This window comes from Dyadobacter crusticola DSM 16708 (assembly GCF_000701505.1).
Classification (GTDB): domain Bacteria; phylum Bacteroidota; class Bacteroidia; order Cytophagales; family Spirosomataceae; genus Dyadobacter; species Dyadobacter crusticola.
This window is the reverse complement of record NZ_JNJB01000004.1, coordinates 230,726-245,701: the sequence shown is the minus strand read 5'-3', so window position 1 is coordinate 245,701 and position 14,976 is coordinate 230,726. Positions and strand designations below refer to the sequence as shown.

Genomic DNA, 14,976 nt, shown 5'->3' with positions numbered 1-14,976 from the left:
CAGGCTGACGTTGATGTACGTCAGCTTGCCTTATACCGCTCATTAACCTGCTTGTACATATCCGCAGGCACCGGCGATTTTACTTCCGGGATTTGAGGGTTGGGGCGTACCCAGTCGAGGTAGCCTTTGACCCAGGCGTAGGCCAGGCCGAAGATGAGTATGCCGATGAAAACCGTCATTTCGGCCATTGCAAACCAGCCCCATTCTCCATTGGTCTGTGCGATAAGATCTTCGTTGCCGAAAACGATGGACCAGGGGAAAAGGAACAGCAGCTCGACTTCAAATAATACAAAAACCAGTGCAACAATGTAAAAACGCACATTGAACTGGATCTGCGCATTTCCCATCGGATCTTCGCCCGACTCGTAGGTAGTCAGCTTTTCTTCATTCGGCTTGTGCGGACGCAGGAACTTGGCGATCGTGAGCATGGTGCCCAGGAGTACCAGGGCAGCAATGATGAAAAGAAGTATGTATCCGAAATCAGAAATCATGTTCAGCGGTCTTTCCTGCAAATCTAATCGTTAAATCTCCCCATTTACAAAATCAATGAAATTGTCACGGTTTATCCAGTGTGTTTCCGCTTCCGGATAGGCTTCTGTGAAAGCCTTGGGAAATTTGATCTTGTTTTCTTTCCATTTAAACTCATATCCTTTGAGCTGATCATTCCTTACTTCCAGCCAGTCAAGTTCCTGCTGGTCGTAAGTCCGCCAGAAATAAACGAACGGGTCTTTTCTTGAATAAGAATTAACCTTCATCCGCTCTGCTGCCAGATAATTTTCCCAAAGCGCGCCAATATCCTGACGTTGCGGTACCGGTAAAAAATTGTTAATAAGCGCATTCCGAATCCCATTGTCAAAGAAGTACCATTTCGAAGACTTGGTAACTTCTTTTCTAAGGTTTTTACTAAAACCCCCGATTCTGAAAATGATAAATACTTTGGAGAAAAGATCAAGGTAGCGCTCCACCGTGTTCCGATCGATTTGCAGTGATTTTGAAAGTTCTTCGTAAGAAACCTCCTGCCCGGTTTGATAGGCTATCAGTTGCAGTAGTTGAAGCATTTTGTGCGAGTATCTCACTTGCTCAAACATAAGGATATCTTTAAGCAGGTAGGCGTTCACCAAGCCTTTCAGATACTCTTTCTGCTCTTCTGTATTGGTTATTTGTAAAATGTCAGGGTAGCTTCCGTATACCAGCCGGTTTTCGAGTTGCTGCTGGGTGTGTAAATATGATTCCTGAGCAGAAAGCTCTATCTGAGCAAGCGGATAAAGCTGATAGTTGATTTGCCTGCCAACCAGCGGCTCGCCAGTTTGGTTGGACAATTCAAATGCAGAAGATCCGCTAGCGATAATCGTAAGGCCTGGAAAACTGTCTATCAGAAGTTTGAGCGCTTTTCCGATTTCAGGCACAACTTGTGCTTCGTCAATGAGCAGTAAGTTGATGTCTTTTACCCAGCGGCTGTAAGATGCAATTCTCCGGTCTGAAAGCAAGGTAATGGTGTCCAGATCTTCTCCATTCAGAAAGAGAGACTTCCCAAGAAAATTTTTTTCGATCTGATTTAGCAAATGTGTTTTGCCAACGCGGCGTGCGCCGGAGAGTACAAGAACCTTATTAGAATTTAGTTTCTCTTCTACCGATTTGAGTATATAGCGGGGGAATTCCATGGTAAATACGAGTCATTAACATCCAAATTTAGCTAAATCCAATGATTTAATTCAATGAATTTAGCTAAATTAGTTGAATAGACTCAACCAATTTAGGTATTTTCAGTTAAAATCTACCAGTTGGCAGCCCAGCGGGCCTCTCCCGGGAATCCGCTTTTCAGCAATAATTTGGCAGCCTGGCGACTTCTGATCCCGCTTTGACAGTAAAACACAACCGTTTTATCAACAGGGAAAGTGGCCAGGAAATCCGGGATTTCGGAAAGCGGGATATTAGTGCCGCCAAAATTGTCCGCTTCAAATTCATAATCCTCCCGCACATCAATGAACTGAACTTGCTCGGGGGCTACTTCCTGAATGCGTTCGAATTCTTCAAGAGAGATTTCACGTGCATCAACGGGTTTCGCCAAAGGCTCCTGCTTCACAGGCTCAATGTCGGCTGCGGGAATGCTCCGGCTGAACTCGAAGATGCTAGCCGCATTGGTAAGTGCATTGATCAGCAGCAGCTTACCGGAAAGTACCTGGCCTACTTCGCAGATGACCTTAATTGCTTCATTCGCCATGTAAGTACCAATGATACCTGGCAAAATCCCGATCACCCCGGCCTCGGCGCAATTGTCGCCTTCTTCCGCATCGGGAAACAGGCAGCGGTAAGTAGGTCCATTATTGTAATTGAAAACGGAAACCTGCCCTTCAAACCGCAGAATGGAACCGAATACCCACGTTTTGTTGAGTCTTACACAGGTATCATTTACGAGATAGCGTGTTTCAAAATTGTCGGAACCGTCAATCACCAGATCGTAGCCCGAAATAATGCCGGCTGCATTCTCGCTGGTCAGCTGTACGGGGTAGGGCGTGAGTTTTACAAATCCATTCAGGATCCTTAACTTTTCAGCGGCGGTAACTGCTTTCTTTTTGCCCAAATCGGCCTCCGAATACAGGATCTGTCGATGTAAATTGGTCACTTCGACGTGATCGTGATCTATAACACCGATTTCGCCAACTCCGGCCGCAGTAAGATATTGCAGCACCGGACAGCCCAAACCGCCGGCTCCTACCACCAGTATTTTAGCTGATTTGAGTTTTTCCTGACCTGCAAGACCCACCTCCGAAAGAAGGATCTGACGGCTGTATCGCTTGCGTTCCTGAATTTCAAGTTTTAACATACTCCTTAATACTGTTCACAGAGGTGACAACGCTGCCTCTTTTAAGTCGAAAACAGGTAAAGTAGGCAATTCGATCATTGGGGTGCGTTTAAATTTTTAAATAATCCTTATTTTAACGCACTCAATCAACCTGACCACGACCTGAATTACTTGATGGATCTTATTATCAGAAGCGCTGCTCCCAGGGATTTACCTGTTTTGCTGGAAATTATCAACCACGCTATTCTTAACACCACCGCTATTTACGATTACGAACCGAGAACGCTGGAAGAGCAGACTGCCTGGTTTGAAAAGATGTTCAATGACGGAATGCCTGTGATCGTGGCAGAGCTCGAAGGAAAAGTGATCGGATACGGTTCTTATAATACTTTCCGGCCCAAAATCGGGTACAAGTTCAGTGTGGAGCATTCTATTTACCTCGACGAAAAATCACGAGGAATGGGCGTGGGAGGGAAGTTGCTAGGCAGCCTTATTCAGCGCGCCAAGGAGTCGGGTGTTCACACGATGATCGGTGTGATCGACGCTGCGAACAGGGGTAGTATCGAATTTCACAAAAAATATGGCTTCATCGAAAAAGGCTACCTCAAAGAGATAGCCTTCAAATTCGACCAGTGGCTGGATGTTGTATTTATGCAGCTGCTGTTGGAAGAGGATTAGGTTGTTTAGTATGGTTCGGGATTGTTCGATGTAGTTAAAAAGCTGTCGATTAAACCACTCTGAACAATCCCGAACAACCCCCAACAACGTCGATCCTACAATCCATTTTAGTGCGCTCTTCCCGTTTCAATGTAAGTTTCTTCATCGCCGGTCGGTTTGCCTTGCCACCACGAAGCCAGGATAGAGCCGGTAATGTTCATCAACGGTCCGAAAATGGCGGGAGCTAATCCTACCGTTGCCATTTTGCCCATTTCCTTTGCAATTCCCGAAGCAAGTCCGCCATTCTGCATTCCTACCTCGATCGCGATAGTGCGGCAATCGCGCTCGCTCATTTTGAACAACCTGCCCGACCAGTATCCCAGGGTATAACCCGAAAGATTGTGAATCAGTACCAACAGCAGCAATGCAGGCCCGATCGTAAGCAGACTATCGCGGCCCGCGGCGGTGATAATTACAATGATGAATGCGATCCCGCCCATTGACACGAGCGGCATTGCTGCATCGAGCCACTTCACTTTTCCGCTGAATAGTTTGTTAAAAAGCAGCCCCGCGCCGATTGGAATAATGACCATTTTGATAATATCCCACATCATATGCAGCGTGTCGATCTCCACAAAAGCACCTGCCAGCATGTTCATCAGCAGCGGCGTCACGAGCGGAGCGAGCATGGTAGAAATTGCGGTAATGGTGATTGATAATGCCAGATTGGCTTTGGCCAGATAGGAAATCACATTAGAAGCCATTCCATTCGGAGAGCAACCGATGAGGATAATGCCGGCAGCGATTTCGGGTGGGAAACCGCTTAAACTCGCCAGCGTGTACCCTATCGTCGGCATGATAATAAAATGACTGACTACACCAATCAACACACCCTTAGGCATTTTCACAACCCCTACAAAATCCCCGAAGCTCATCGAAGTTCCCATTCCAAACATGATGATCTGGATCAATGGGGTGATCAATGCGGCGAGTTTGAAGTCGCCGAGTGTCTGAAAATACTGCGGGTAATACAATGCGGTGGTTACGGCGGCGAAGATGACGGTCGTGTAAGTAAAGCCTTTCAGCTTTTCATAGCCACGAAAGCTGATCGCTAATGCAAGGAAAAAACCGATGAAAAATGGACCGGCCCCGGGCAGGTTTCCGCTGAATGCAAGATATAATGCGACGAGCAGGCACACTGCCGCCGCGACTGAGAGTAGCTTGTAAATATTCATGCGTACTACCAGGTTCTCTTTTTCATGTATTCATCCAGCTCCGAGCGTTTCATCGGGATTTCGTTCGGGTTTTTGTCGAGCCATTTCAGGAAGTCGCTTTTTAAAGTATCCGACCATTGACTGTCAATCTGGCCCGGCGTATACTTTCCTGCTTTTAACATCTGAATACCAAATTTGTCACGCAATGCGATAAACTCGGCGGTTTGTATCACTCTCTCAACCAAGTGCGCAGGTACGAAAATCACACCTTCTTTCTTGGCCAGCACCAGGTCGCCTGGGAGTACTACTGCGCGGCCGATGCGGATCGGTGTATTTAATCCGGCCAGGTATTCATCTTTCAGGTAAGACGGGTCAAAGTCGCGAACGAATGCATTGAAGCCTTCAATTTTGGACAAACCTTCCAGGTCGCGTACCGACGCATCGAATACGACGCCATTGCCCGATTTGGCATAAATCGAATTAGCGAGATTGTCACCGATCAATGTACCTTCGGCGATTTTTCCAAAACCATCTGCCACGTACACGTCGCCTTTGGAAAGCTGGTCAATGGGCCAGGAGTTTGTATTTCCGATGCGGCCTTGTTTGTTGCCGCGTTCTTTGATATTCTTTTCAACATCGGGACGAGAGGGGAGAAATTGTGCTGTCAATGCGCGTCCGGCGATTACGACGTCGGGGTGCACCATTTTCCAGTTACCTTCAAACTGACAGTTGTAGCCTTCGTTTTTCATGACCACCCAGGCTTCTTCAATGTTGATCTCCCTGGCGCGGCGCACAAGATCGTCGGGTATTCTCGGGCGCCCGTCGGGGAATCTCTCACCCTTCCATTCAGATGTCAGGAAAATGAGTTCTTCTTTGGAAATCGTTTGCGCCTCGACGGCATTGGAAAAAGTGAGTGCAGAAAAAACAATTGCGGCTAAGCTCAGGAATTTGAATTTCATAAAAAGAAAATTGTTGATCAGGTTTTTGGGTGGATAAAAATAGGGATTAGGAAAGAAAATCAGACTTCCCGGTCCGGAAAGTCTGATTTCTGCTTTATTAAATTGACTCAAAAACTTACTTATCCCACCAAACTATACTTGAAAGCGTGTTGGTACCGCCCTGGCGGGTGCGGGCCTCAATGAAGTTGGCCCTGTTATACTGTTCTTCGGAATCCGGGATTACAAATCTTGTAGGAATCTTCCCGCCTGTCAGGTTACCGGGATAGTTGGTCGGGGTGAGTCTGGGATACCCTGTGCGCCGCCAGTTAGAGAAAATTTCATATTCGTCTTCCAGGAACAATGCCACCCATTTTTGTGTCGAGATTTGCTCTATCTGCTGCTCTACTGTTCCTGTCGATTTGTACGGGTTTGCAGCCAGGTACGCATTGATTTTTGCTTCTGAGATAGTACCTGCCGGACCAAAGAGTGACCATTGGCGCAGCCCCGCCCTTACTGCATTGTCATACGCTGCCGCTGCTGTACTGCCACTGTACCAGCCGCGAACAGCCGCCTCTGCCAGCAACAGGTTTGTTTCAGCATTCCCGAAAACTATGAGCGGCGAAGCATATCTCAGAACTGTGGCCGGGTTCGGCTCCGAATATTCATTGAAATCTGCCGGGCGACTGTTGAATGCAGCATTCGGCATCCCCTTTTGCAACGCAGTGGAAGTGTCAGCCACGAATGTTGCCCCTTCCGGTCTCCACACAATAGAAACCACATTCAGGCGGGGATCTTTGGTTGTCTTCAAATGGTCGATCAGCGTTTTAGCCAATTTCCCGCCTTCCACATTATCGCCACCGGGGGTAATATAATCCGTGGCCATTAATCCGTTTGCGATAAAGTTGCGGCTAAGCGTCTGTGAACCATCAACGTATGTAATAATCGCACGATCGCTATCTTCCAGGATGACGCCACCTGCGATCGCCTTTTGCACCCAAGTCTTGGCTGATGCATTATCCACTTCAGTCAAACGCATTCCAAGACGCAGCATCAGCGAGTAGGCAAACTTTTTCCATTGCGGAATATTGCCGCCATATATCAGATCAGCATTTGCAAAATTGGACTTGGATGCGTCGAAAGCGGCGATGGATTCTTCAAGCTCGTTGAGCATATCGGCATAAATAGCTTGCTGAGTATCGTATTTCGGGCCGTAGTTCTTTTCAGATAAAGCTTTGCCTGATTCGAAGTATGGGATATCCCCGTAAAGGTCAGTCAGGCGATGGAAAATGTAGGCCCGCCAGATCCTTGCGGCCGAAAGTTTGTTCACTGCCAGAGGATCATCCTGCACGGCGGCAATGATCTGGTTGATCGAGATCACTGCGCCCGCGCCCTGGGCGGTCCCGGCGTACGCATTCCAGCTCGCTTGTGAATAGTTGAAATTGAAGTATTTGTCGCCCGCAGCAGGTACCTCTTTATACGTAGAAAAATGCTGCATCGATTGTCCGATTGTCAGGTAGGCAGCGCCGGTGAAGTTAGTAGCGACACCGTCAAGCTGAGCTCTCGTGAAGAGATATTCAGGAACAACCTTATCGTATTTGTTGGGATCAACATTCATCTCCTCGAAACCATTGTCGCAGGAAGAAACCATCAGGGCCAATGGGGCCGCATATATGAGTTTTTGAAATAGACTTTTCATAGTAGAATTCATGTTTTAAAATTTCACCATCAGGTTCACGCCCAAGCTACGCGTTCTAGGCACACCAAACGCTTCCAGGCCCTGTGCATTAGTGCTTGTGTAGCTCGATTCAGGATCAAAGTAATTTTGCTTTTTGTCCTTGAAAAGAATAGCAAGGTTACGTGCCACGAATGATACAGAAGCCGATTGCAGTTTGAGGAAAGCCAGCTTGTTCACCGGGATGTTGTAGCTCAGCACAACCTGACGCAGCTTGATGAAATCGTTGTTGAACATAAACATCGCCGTGTAGTTCTTGTCGTTGTCGTAGTAAGTGTCCACCTCTTCTTTCTTCCAGGTTTTGGTAAAGGGGGATCCTTCTGATGTTACTCCTTCCACAGTTACGCCTGTATCACGGCCCGGTAGAGTTTCCTTCGGCAAACCGAAACGGTAGGCGTACTGATACAGGTTCGAGTACACAATGCTTCCGAATTTACCGTCAAGCAATACATTCAAAGAGAAATTTTTGTAGCGAAAATTGTTCGTAATACCCATTGTCAATGGAGGCGTACCTTGTCCGATCTCTTCCAGGTCGCCACGTACTGCGTAGCCGCTGGCAGGGTTAAATACTACATTTCCACTCGCGTCGGTTTTTTTGCGGTAGCCCCAGATCGTTCCGTATGGTCTGTTGACAGCGTTGCGAACTACACCACCGCCCACGCCGGTAGCAATGTCAAGTGCATTGATCCCTTCTGCAAGCTGCTCGATTTTACTTTTGTTATAAGCCATATTATAGCTCACATCCCAGCCGAAATTAGCCTTCTGAACCGGCGTACCTGTAATCAGCAGCTCAACTCCCTTGTTACTCAGCTCGCCTACATTTAACAGTGCCGATGTATACCCTGACGATAATGCAATGTTGGTAGTAACGATGTCGTCGGTTGTTTTCCGGTTATACAAAGTGATGTCCAGACCCAAACGGTTGTTCAGGAATTTAGCTTCCAAACCTCCTTCGTAGGTAGTCGAGGTCAAAGGTTTGAGGTCGGGGTTTGGTACTTCGGAAGAGGCAAGACCCTGTACCGGGCGACCGTTATGCCCGCCTTGCTGCATATTGTAGTATTGGTAAATCTGGTAGGCATTCACAGTGGCGCCGCCCACTTGTGCCCACGAGCCGCGCAGCTTTGCAAAACTGATCGCCGAAGGCAATTCAAGAGCCTCTGATAGAATCAGGGAACCACCGACTGAGGGATAAAAAATGGTATTGCTTTTTGGATTCAATACTGAAAACCAGTCCTGGCGACCAGATACGGTCAGATAAGCCAAACCTTTATAACCAAAGTCAACTGAGCCAAAAAGCGAGTTGATCGCACTTTTCAGGTATTTTGGTGTCGTGGTCATGGCAGCCAGGTTGGTGTAGCTGTAAAATTCCGGGATCGTAAATTCACTGCCTACGATGATCGTCTCGTCAAAAATGCTGCGTTGTGCATTGGCACCGGCCATTGCCGAGAAGCTGATGTTCTCCCACTCCTTATTGTAATTGACCGTAAGCATACCGTTGGTTTCAGAAGAGCTCGTTTTTCTTCCTTCATAGCTTCCACGCGGAAAGAATGCATTGTTGGTCGGCTGCACGTATTCAGAAGTAAAGCTGTAAAAATCCTGGCTCACACTCCCTTTCACATACAGGTTTTCAAGGATATCATATTGAAGGCTTCCCTGACTCAAAAAGCGATTTTTTGTATCGTCATTTTTGAATTTGTTCACAACAAAGTAAGGGTTAGGCGCAGCTGGTACCGGATTCCACTCCATTTCTTTGCCGGTCACGGGATCATACCCAGGCGAAAGGCTCCGAATATCTACAGTATTGGCCACCAGATAAGTAGCCCAATGCGGGTTCATGTCGGCATAACCTACTTTCGGGCGGTTCGTACCTTGTTCCAGGTTGTATTGGAATACCGTTTCGACGCTCAGTTTTTTACCCAAAAAGGCATTCAGGTTCAAATTTGCGATGCGACGAACAAATGAGGAGTTCGGTACCACACTGTTGGATTTAGTATTATTCAGACCCAAACGAAAGTTAACCGATTCACTGCCACCAATCAATGCGACGGAGTTGATGTAGTTGGTGCCAGTATTGTAGAAATTTTTAAGGTTGTTTTTTTGAGGAGAGTAGGGGTGCATTTGTCCATCCACCTGGATCGTCGGCTGACCATCCATTTTCGCGCCATACGAAAGGCGTCCTGTACTTTTTGCTTGCTCTATTGTCGTTGGTTTCACACCGTCTACGCCCTGGCCATATTCATATTGCCAGTCAGGAATGACGGCAAGCGTTTCAAATGTGGTATTGCTGTTAATCTCTACTCCGATTCCTTTCTGCGCGCGACCTTTTTTAGTAGTGATCAAAATCACCCCGTTGGAGGCGCGGGCTCCGTAAAGCGCCGCTGCGGGACCGCCTTTCAGAACGCTGATTGATTCGATATCATCCGGATTGATGCCACCGATACCGTCTCCGCGATCGACATTCATTCCATTGCCATCCGCAGCAGTTCCACCAGGGGTCGAATTATCCATTGGCATACCATTAATCACATATAAGGGCTGGTTATTGCCATTCAACGACCCGTTACCACGAATTACAATGCGGCTCGATCCACCCGGCCCTGTCGCCATACCGGTTGCATTCACCCCGGCGATTTTGCCGGTCAAGGCATTGCCGATATTGTTTTCACGTGCCTGAGTAAACTCACTTCCTTTTACCTCAGTAACTGCGTAAGCAAGTGCCTTTTTCTCTTTGGCAATACCTAATGCAGTCACAACAACTTCATTCAAAGCTTTCGCCTCAGGTTGCAGCTGAACATTGATTTCACTTTGGCTTCCCACCGGTACTTCCTGCGAAGTATATCCTACAAAGCTGAAAATCAGCACTGCGGAAGCTATCTCCTGATCAGGAATATCAATGGCAAACCGGCCTTCCGCGTCAGAGGAGGTGCCTCTTTGTGTTCCTTTGATCAACACGCTCACACCGGGTAGGGCTGCACCTGTTTCGTCTGAAACCTTACCGGATACATTGCGCTTGGGGGCGACTTTGCCTGCTGCAGGCGACTCGCCCGATGCGGCTTGTTCGCGTTTCAGGATGATCCGGTCCTGAACTACCTCGTAGGTGACCCTGTGCGGGGTAAGTATTTTTTCAAGTACTTCGGAAAGTGCTTCTTCTTGGAATTTGAAGTTGTATTTCTGGCCATTGAAAATCTGCGGGTTATACATGAACTTAACCTTCGCCACATTTTCAATTTTCTCCAAAGTCTTATCGATCTCGGAATTGGATAAACGCAATGTTATTTTTTGTTCCAAAATGCGTTGTCCCCGCACATCGTGAGCCTGGACGAAGGTTCCGATGGCGATGGAGAGCAGAGCTTGATACAGCGTAATGCGCATGATTTTCTGTAAAGCATGGTGAAATTGTACGGGTTTTGACATAATTTTGATTGTTGTCGGGTTAACTGTTCGGCATCAATAATTTCCCATAGCTACCGCCTCGCGGCAGCTGTAATGTAAGAAACTGGGGGATTAAGCAGTCGGTGATGTTGCAGCATCATCGACTTTTTTGTTGGGACAATTGGTAGCATTTATATCATAGGCATTTTCGGGGATTGTTAAAGGCAACCTTTACTGTTTATTATAATGCTCGCGTCCAGCTGCTCGTATTCTGCACCTATCGTTTTGCATATCAGGCTCATTTTCTCAAAAAGCGGCTCGTCTGAAAGGGAGGCGGTGAGATAGCAGTCTTTCATCAATGCTTCATCGAACACGATCTTGACGCCATAAGATTTCTCCAATGCGGCAAATACATCTGCGATGGGCGTTCCCTTGAATTCAAATGACTGGCTCTGAATAGGCAGTTCAAGCAACTTAGGATCTGGTACGAGGCTTCGGGTGAGTCTTAATTCTTTCGGGGCAAAAACAATCTGCTGGTTCGGAGTCAGGACCATTCCACCGAGCTTATCGTCTGCGTGCTGGTTGGCGATTGCTTCCTTTGTCATCGGGAACACCGATACTTTTCCGGTTTTCACAACCACCTTTACTTCTTTGTCGTCATCAAATGCGCTGACTTTAAAGCTGGTACCCAAAACCTTTGTCGCCAATGTGTGTGCGTATACATAAAAGGGTTTATCAGGATCTTTGGCTACCTCGAAAAATGCCTCTCCGTTCAAGAAGACTTCCCGTTTGTTACCCTCAAATCGCGATGGGTAGGTAATGCGGCTGTCGGGTTGTAAAAGAACGGTACTCCCGTCTTCAAGCACGACCAGCTTGGCCTTGTCTGTTTCGTTTTTCTCTTCTACCAGCGGCTCCTGTATCTTGCTTAGAATGACTTTGTATTGATCTGATTGCTTGTCTGAGATCCGGTCATTCAGCCACCAGCCGGCAAAAAGCAGCAGGAGCACCGAAGCGGCCAATTGGTACCAGTTGGGACGGAATATCAGCCAGTTTGCGGATCTCTTCGCAGTATTTTCCCCGATTGCGTGTGATAGCCTGTAAATCTCATTAGCCACTTCTTCATCCGATATCTTGTCGAAAGCCCCCTCGGTCGCCAGCAGAAAATCCTTCGCCTGACCGACCAGCTCCCTTTTATCAGGGTTTTGTTCCAGCCATTCAGCCCAGGCGGTCGCATCGGCGGGGTTTTTGAAGATCACCCAGCTTCTGAACGAAGGATCGGCGGCGAGCTCTTCCGGAAGATAATTGCGGTAATTGTGCATAAAGGGCAAATGAAAATGCGGCTAATATCATTAAGGATGCATAATGATTGGCTCAATACTCCTTTTTAGGAAATTATTTTTTTTGAAAGTTTGCCTGCTTGAAACTCCAATATGCCCGGCTTGCAACTTCTGATACCATGCAGATTGATTTACTGCTTTCTTGCACTCTATTCGCCCCATTGGATTGAGACAAAATGATGAAAGACCGAAAACTACGCCATCAGTTAATGGCTGTCACAATACTGCTGGTATGTACTTACCTGGTCTTATCCTTCTTTTTTCTGAAAGAATCAATGCTGCTTTCCAGGCGCCTCTTCACATTTGAAATTCTCGTAATCGCATTCCTTTTGATCGCTTTCTATGTAGGTTTTCTGCGGGGCAAGAAATATAAACGCTAGACTGCCCTACATCCGGAAACATTCCACAAAAACATATATGCTGCCCGCCGTTTGAGCTACGCCACCTGCCGGAGGATAGTTGAGGGCACCTCACGCCCAACTAATTCTGCTATTGTGGGTCAATGGTTGTATAGGCAGTTTAATTGTCATGTAGTCCCGAAATGTTGATCACTAACTTACCAAGTTTCAATATGAAGTCTCTACGAAAGCTACACTTCAAAGCAATGCTAGCTGTGACCTGTCTCAGCTGCCTTATGACCTCCTGCTTCCTGAAACAGGATCGTACGACAGTTGTGTACGGGAAGATTAAGGATGGGAGGGGGCAGGCTGTGGATAGTATTCTGGTCATTTGTCAGGGACTGAGAAATCTGACTTATGAGACAATTACCTCGAAGTATTCAGACGAGAGTGGCGAATACGAGATCGCTGTTGAAGTTCCTTCAAAATTCACTGCAGCTAATGTGACTGCTCCATTCTTATCGCTGGAAAACCCCAAATACTTACGCCTTTTTAAAGATAAGATTAGTTCTAAAAATGGGAAATCGACTGGAAATTGTTGCATTGCCCAAATTGGAGAAAAGACTAGATATGATTTTGAATTAGTACCTAAATAACAATTTCTAACTTCTAACCATGCACTTATTATGAAGCATTTGCAAAAATGCGGTAAGGAAAACTGTGCGTTTTCCTTACCGCCCTCCTTGTTGCCTTTTCGTCCGCTTACGCTCAGGATTATGAAGAAAAACGAAATCTTAGTAGTATATACTTAACCGGTAGTGAAATTCAGCGGCATGAAGCAGCTAAAAAGGCTAGGCAGATCAGTAAGTTCGCAGATTCCGCCCGGTTCAACATCGTTTATGGGGCTGTGCTGCAAGAAGAGGTCTTTCAGGGCGATGTTGCTTTTAAAATTAGTCGGGAGCTCTATATTTCTAATGATACTGCGCAGCCAGCGCAGGTGGAACTAGATCTGGAAGATGGCCGCGGGTTTGTCGCATATCCATTTTCCGAAAAGCCAATTATGCATCAGTTCAGCGCAGTCGGAAAACACACCGTGCATATCAGACTATCGCTAGGTGCGAAAACTTACTAGTTTGATACGCAGATTAATGTCCGTCAAGTGGAAAGATCAAAACCCTATGCGGAATTTCAGGTTAAGGTTCCAAGGATATACCCTGGCAGCATTCGTCAGGGTATTTCACTGATTTTCAAACATCTATTTAGGAAATACATAGGTTATGGATTTGAACAGGTATAATTTTTCAAAAACATTATTGGCAATGCTATTCCTCACATTGTTGCTCAATTCCTGTTTTCTCAAACAAGACAGAACTACTACAGTTTACGGAACGATAACAGATGAAAAGGGTCAATCGGTCGACAGCATTCTCGTGATTTTTCAGGGAATGAAGGATCTGAACCTTGAAATTCTGAGTAGCGAATTCTCTGACCAAAAAGGAGAATACGACATAGTCATGGAGGTGCCCAAGAAATTTACGTCTATCAATGTAACCATACCGTTTTTTCCTGCTGAAAATTCGAAATACATGAGACTTTTTAAGACTAAGAGAAGCACTAAAAATGGCCAATCCACAGGCAACTGCTGCATTGCTCAAATCGGTGAAAAAACGAGATATGATTTTGAATTAATCGCCAAGTAAGCTCAGCGCGAGAAGATAAGCAGTAATGTAATGAGCCCGGCTCCGATGGAACGCATTTGGAATTTCAATGCACTGAGCGCTTTAAACAACAAATTCGCGACGGATTGCCGGTTTACCTGCATCAGGTCCGCGATTTGTTCATTGTCCATTCCTTCGTAGTATTTCAGGAATATCGCTTCTTTCTGGCGGCGGGGGAGTTCTTCCAGGGCACTCCGCACTTTTGCCTTATTTTCATTAAAAAGCTCATTCCGCTCGATCTCCGTTTCAATCGTCTGGTAATCGGAAAGCTGGCTGGCTTGCTCAATATCGAGCATGTGCGAAGCATTGTTGCGCCTGAACTCCTGCATTAACTGGTTTCTCAATGCGCGCAGGAAGTAAATAGTAACAAACTGGATTTGTATCTGCTGTCTTCTCTCCCAAATGTGGATCAGCAGCTCCTGAATGGAGTCCTTGATGAATTCTTTATCAGATGTAAAATTGGTAGCGTAATTGAAGAGCGTGCGGTATTGCTTGTCGGCGAGCTGGCAAAAGGCAAGACTGTCACCAGCCTGGGACTGATGCCAGAGTTCCAGAAGAATCGTGTTCTCCTCAGCGATGCGTTGTCTTTTGTTCAAATCTTAATGGGTCAGACAACAAATTAACTGTTATTTAATAATAAGTTAAAATATAAGAGCGACTTTATTTTTTTATTTAAAATTATCTGCGGACAAATTGTATTATTTCAAAATTTAAGTTTGTAGCTGCTTGCTATCCTGGAAATTCAATGTACTAAAAAGCTCATAGGGCTGATTATCAATTGGTAAAGCTGATTACCAGAGTTGTCCGACTGAGCGCAGTCGAAGTCCAATGGTGCACGGGACTTCGACTGCGCTCAGTCGGACAAAG

14 protein-coding genes are annotated in these 14,976 nt (G+C 46.4%); 5 read left to right on the top strand and 9 right to left on the bottom strand.

Translation table 11 applies throughout. The features are described from left to right. Positions 1-20: 20 nt before the first annotated feature. The 3 genes from Q369_RS0104595 to moeB form a co-directional block, all read right to left on the bottom strand. Positions 21-491: an NADH-quinone oxidoreductase subunit A gene (locus Q369_RS0104595; protein WP_031526632.1), complete on the bottom strand. Its 471-nt coding sequence runs from the start codon at positions 489-491 to the stop codon at positions 21-23. Positions 492-521: 30 nt separating this feature from the next. Next, positions 522-1,661 (bottom strand): ATP-binding protein, encoded by a 1,140-nt coding sequence (locus Q369_RS0104590; protein ID WP_031526631.1) that lies wholly within the window; start codon positions 1,659-1,661, stop codon positions 522-524. A 113-nt stretch (positions 1,662-1,774) separates the two neighbouring features. Beyond that, positions 1,775-2,824: a molybdopterin-synthase adenylyltransferase MoeB gene (gene moeB, locus Q369_RS0104585; protein WP_035332982.1), complete on the bottom strand. Its 1,050-nt coding sequence runs from the start codon at positions 2,822-2,824 to the stop codon at positions 1,775-1,777. A 153-nt stretch (positions 2,825-2,977) separates the two neighbouring features. Between moeB and Q369_RS0104580 the strand changes: the two genes are divergently transcribed. Next, a complete protein-coding gene (locus Q369_RS0104580; RefSeq protein ID WP_031526629.1) occupies positions 2,978-3,481 on the top strand; it encodes a GNAT family N-acetyltransferase in 504 nt (167 codons plus the stop codon). A 107-nt stretch (positions 3,482-3,588) separates the two neighbouring features. Here the strand turns inward: Q369_RS0104580 and Q369_RS0104575 are convergent, their stop codons facing one another. The 5 genes from Q369_RS0104575 to Q369_RS0104555 form a co-directional block, all read right to left on the bottom strand. Continuing rightward, entirely contained in the window at positions 3,589-4,695 is a 1,107-nt protein-coding gene (locus Q369_RS0104575) for a bile acid:sodium symporter family protein (RefSeq protein WP_031526628.1), read from the bottom strand. A 5-nt stretch (positions 4,696-4,700) separates the two neighbouring features. Beyond that, on the bottom strand, positions 4,701-5,633 hold the full coding sequence (locus Q369_RS0104570) for an RraA family protein (protein ID WP_031526627.1): 933 nt from the start codon (positions 5,631-5,633) through the stop codon (positions 4,701-4,703). A gap of 115 nt (positions 5,634-5,748) precedes the next feature. After that, positions 5,749-7,308: a SusD/RagB family nutrient-binding outer membrane lipoprotein gene (locus Q369_RS0104565; RefSeq protein WP_031526626.1), complete on the bottom strand. Its 1,560-nt coding sequence runs from the start codon at positions 7,306-7,308 to the stop codon at positions 5,749-5,751. Positions 7,309-7,323: 15 nt separating this feature from the next. Beyond that, complete coding sequence (locus Q369_RS0104560; protein WP_031526625.1) at positions 7,324-10,758, bottom strand: SusC/RagA family TonB-linked outer membrane protein; 3,435 nt, start codon at positions 10,756-10,758, stop codon at positions 7,324-7,326. A gap of 176 nt (positions 10,759-10,934) precedes the next feature. Continuing rightward, positions 10,935-12,035 carry a FecR family protein gene (locus Q369_RS0104555; RefSeq protein ID WP_031526624.1) on the bottom strand — a complete coding sequence of 367 codons (1,101 nt, stop codon included), beginning with the start codon at positions 12,033-12,035 and terminating at the stop codon, positions 10,935-10,937. A gap of 227 nt (positions 12,036-12,262) precedes the next feature. Here Q369_RS0104555 and Q369_RS0104545 point away from each other — a divergent pair, with 227 nt between their 5' ends. From Q369_RS0104545 to Q369_RS0104530, 4 genes are all read left to right on the top strand, one after another. After that, on the top strand, positions 12,263-12,433 hold the full coding sequence (locus Q369_RS0104545; protein WP_157488042.1) for a hypothetical protein: 171 nt from the start codon (positions 12,263-12,265) through the stop codon (positions 12,431-12,433). A gap of 191 nt (positions 12,434-12,624) precedes the next feature. Next, complete coding sequence (locus Q369_RS0104540; RefSeq protein WP_157488040.1) at positions 12,625-13,047, top strand: hypothetical protein; 423 nt, start codon at positions 12,625-12,627, stop codon at positions 13,045-13,047. A gap of 251 nt (positions 13,048-13,298) precedes the next feature. Further along, positions 13,299-13,523: a hypothetical protein gene (locus Q369_RS0104535; protein WP_031526621.1), complete on the top strand. Its 225-nt coding sequence runs from the start codon at positions 13,299-13,301 to the stop codon at positions 13,521-13,523. Positions 13,524-13,710: 187 nt separating this feature from the next. Continuing rightward, entirely contained in the window at positions 13,711-14,091 is a 381-nt protein-coding gene (locus tag Q369_RS0104530; RefSeq protein WP_157488038.1) for a hypothetical protein, read from the top strand. Positions 14,092-14,093: 2 nt separating this feature from the next. On the opposite strand, the gene Q369_RS0104525 is transcribed toward Q369_RS0104530, so the two are convergent. Then, positions 14,094-14,705, bottom strand: coding sequence for an RNA polymerase sigma factor (locus Q369_RS0104525; protein ID WP_031526619.1), 612 nt, complete (start codon positions 14,703-14,705; stop codon positions 14,094-14,096). Positions 14,706-14,976: the final 271 nt, after the last annotated feature.

Coding starts and splice junctions, on each gene's coding strand:
- Q369_RS0104590 (WP_031526631.1), bottom strand. CDS start 1,661: ATGGAATTCCCCCGCTATATACTCAAATCGGTAGAAGAGAAACTAAAT.
- Q369_RS0104565 (WP_031526626.1), bottom strand. CDS start 7,308: ATGAAAAGTCTATTTCAAAAACTCATATATGCGGCCCCATTGGCCCTG.
- Q369_RS0104540 (WP_157488040.1), top strand. CDS start 12,625: ATGAAGTCTCTACGAAAGCTACACTTCAAAGCAATGCTAGCTGTGACC.
- Q369_RS0104570 (WP_031526627.1), bottom strand. CDS start 5,633: ATGAAATTCAAATTCCTGAGCTTAGCCGCAATTGTTTTTTCTGCACTC.
- Q369_RS0104555 (WP_031526624.1), bottom strand. CDS start 12,035: ATGCACAATTACCGCAATTATCTTCCGGAAGAGCTCGCCGCCGATCCT.
- moeB (WP_035332982.1), bottom strand. CDS start 2,824: ATGTTAAAACTTGAAATTCAGGAACGCAAGCGATACAGCCGTCAGATC.
- Q369_RS0104580 (WP_031526629.1), top strand. CDS start 2,978: ATGGATCTTATTATCAGAAGCGCTGCTCCCAGGGATTTACCTGTTTTG.
- Q369_RS0104530 (WP_157488038.1), top strand. CDS start 13,711: ATGCTATTCCTCACATTGTTGCTCAATTCCTGTTTTCTCAAACAAGAC.
- Q369_RS0104560 (WP_031526625.1), bottom strand. CDS start 10,758: ATGTCAAAACCCGTACAATTTCACCATGCTTTACAGAAAATCATGCGC.
- Q369_RS0104545 (WP_157488042.1), top strand. CDS start 12,263: ATGGCTGTCACAATACTGCTGGTATGTACTTACCTGGTCTTATCCTTC.
- Q369_RS0104595 (WP_031526632.1), bottom strand. CDS start 491: ATGATTTCTGATTTCGGATACATACTTCTTTTCATCATTGCTGCCCTG.
- Q369_RS0104575 (WP_031526628.1), bottom strand. CDS start 4,695: ATGAATATTTACAAGCTACTCTCAGTCGCGGCGGCAGTGTGCCTGCTC.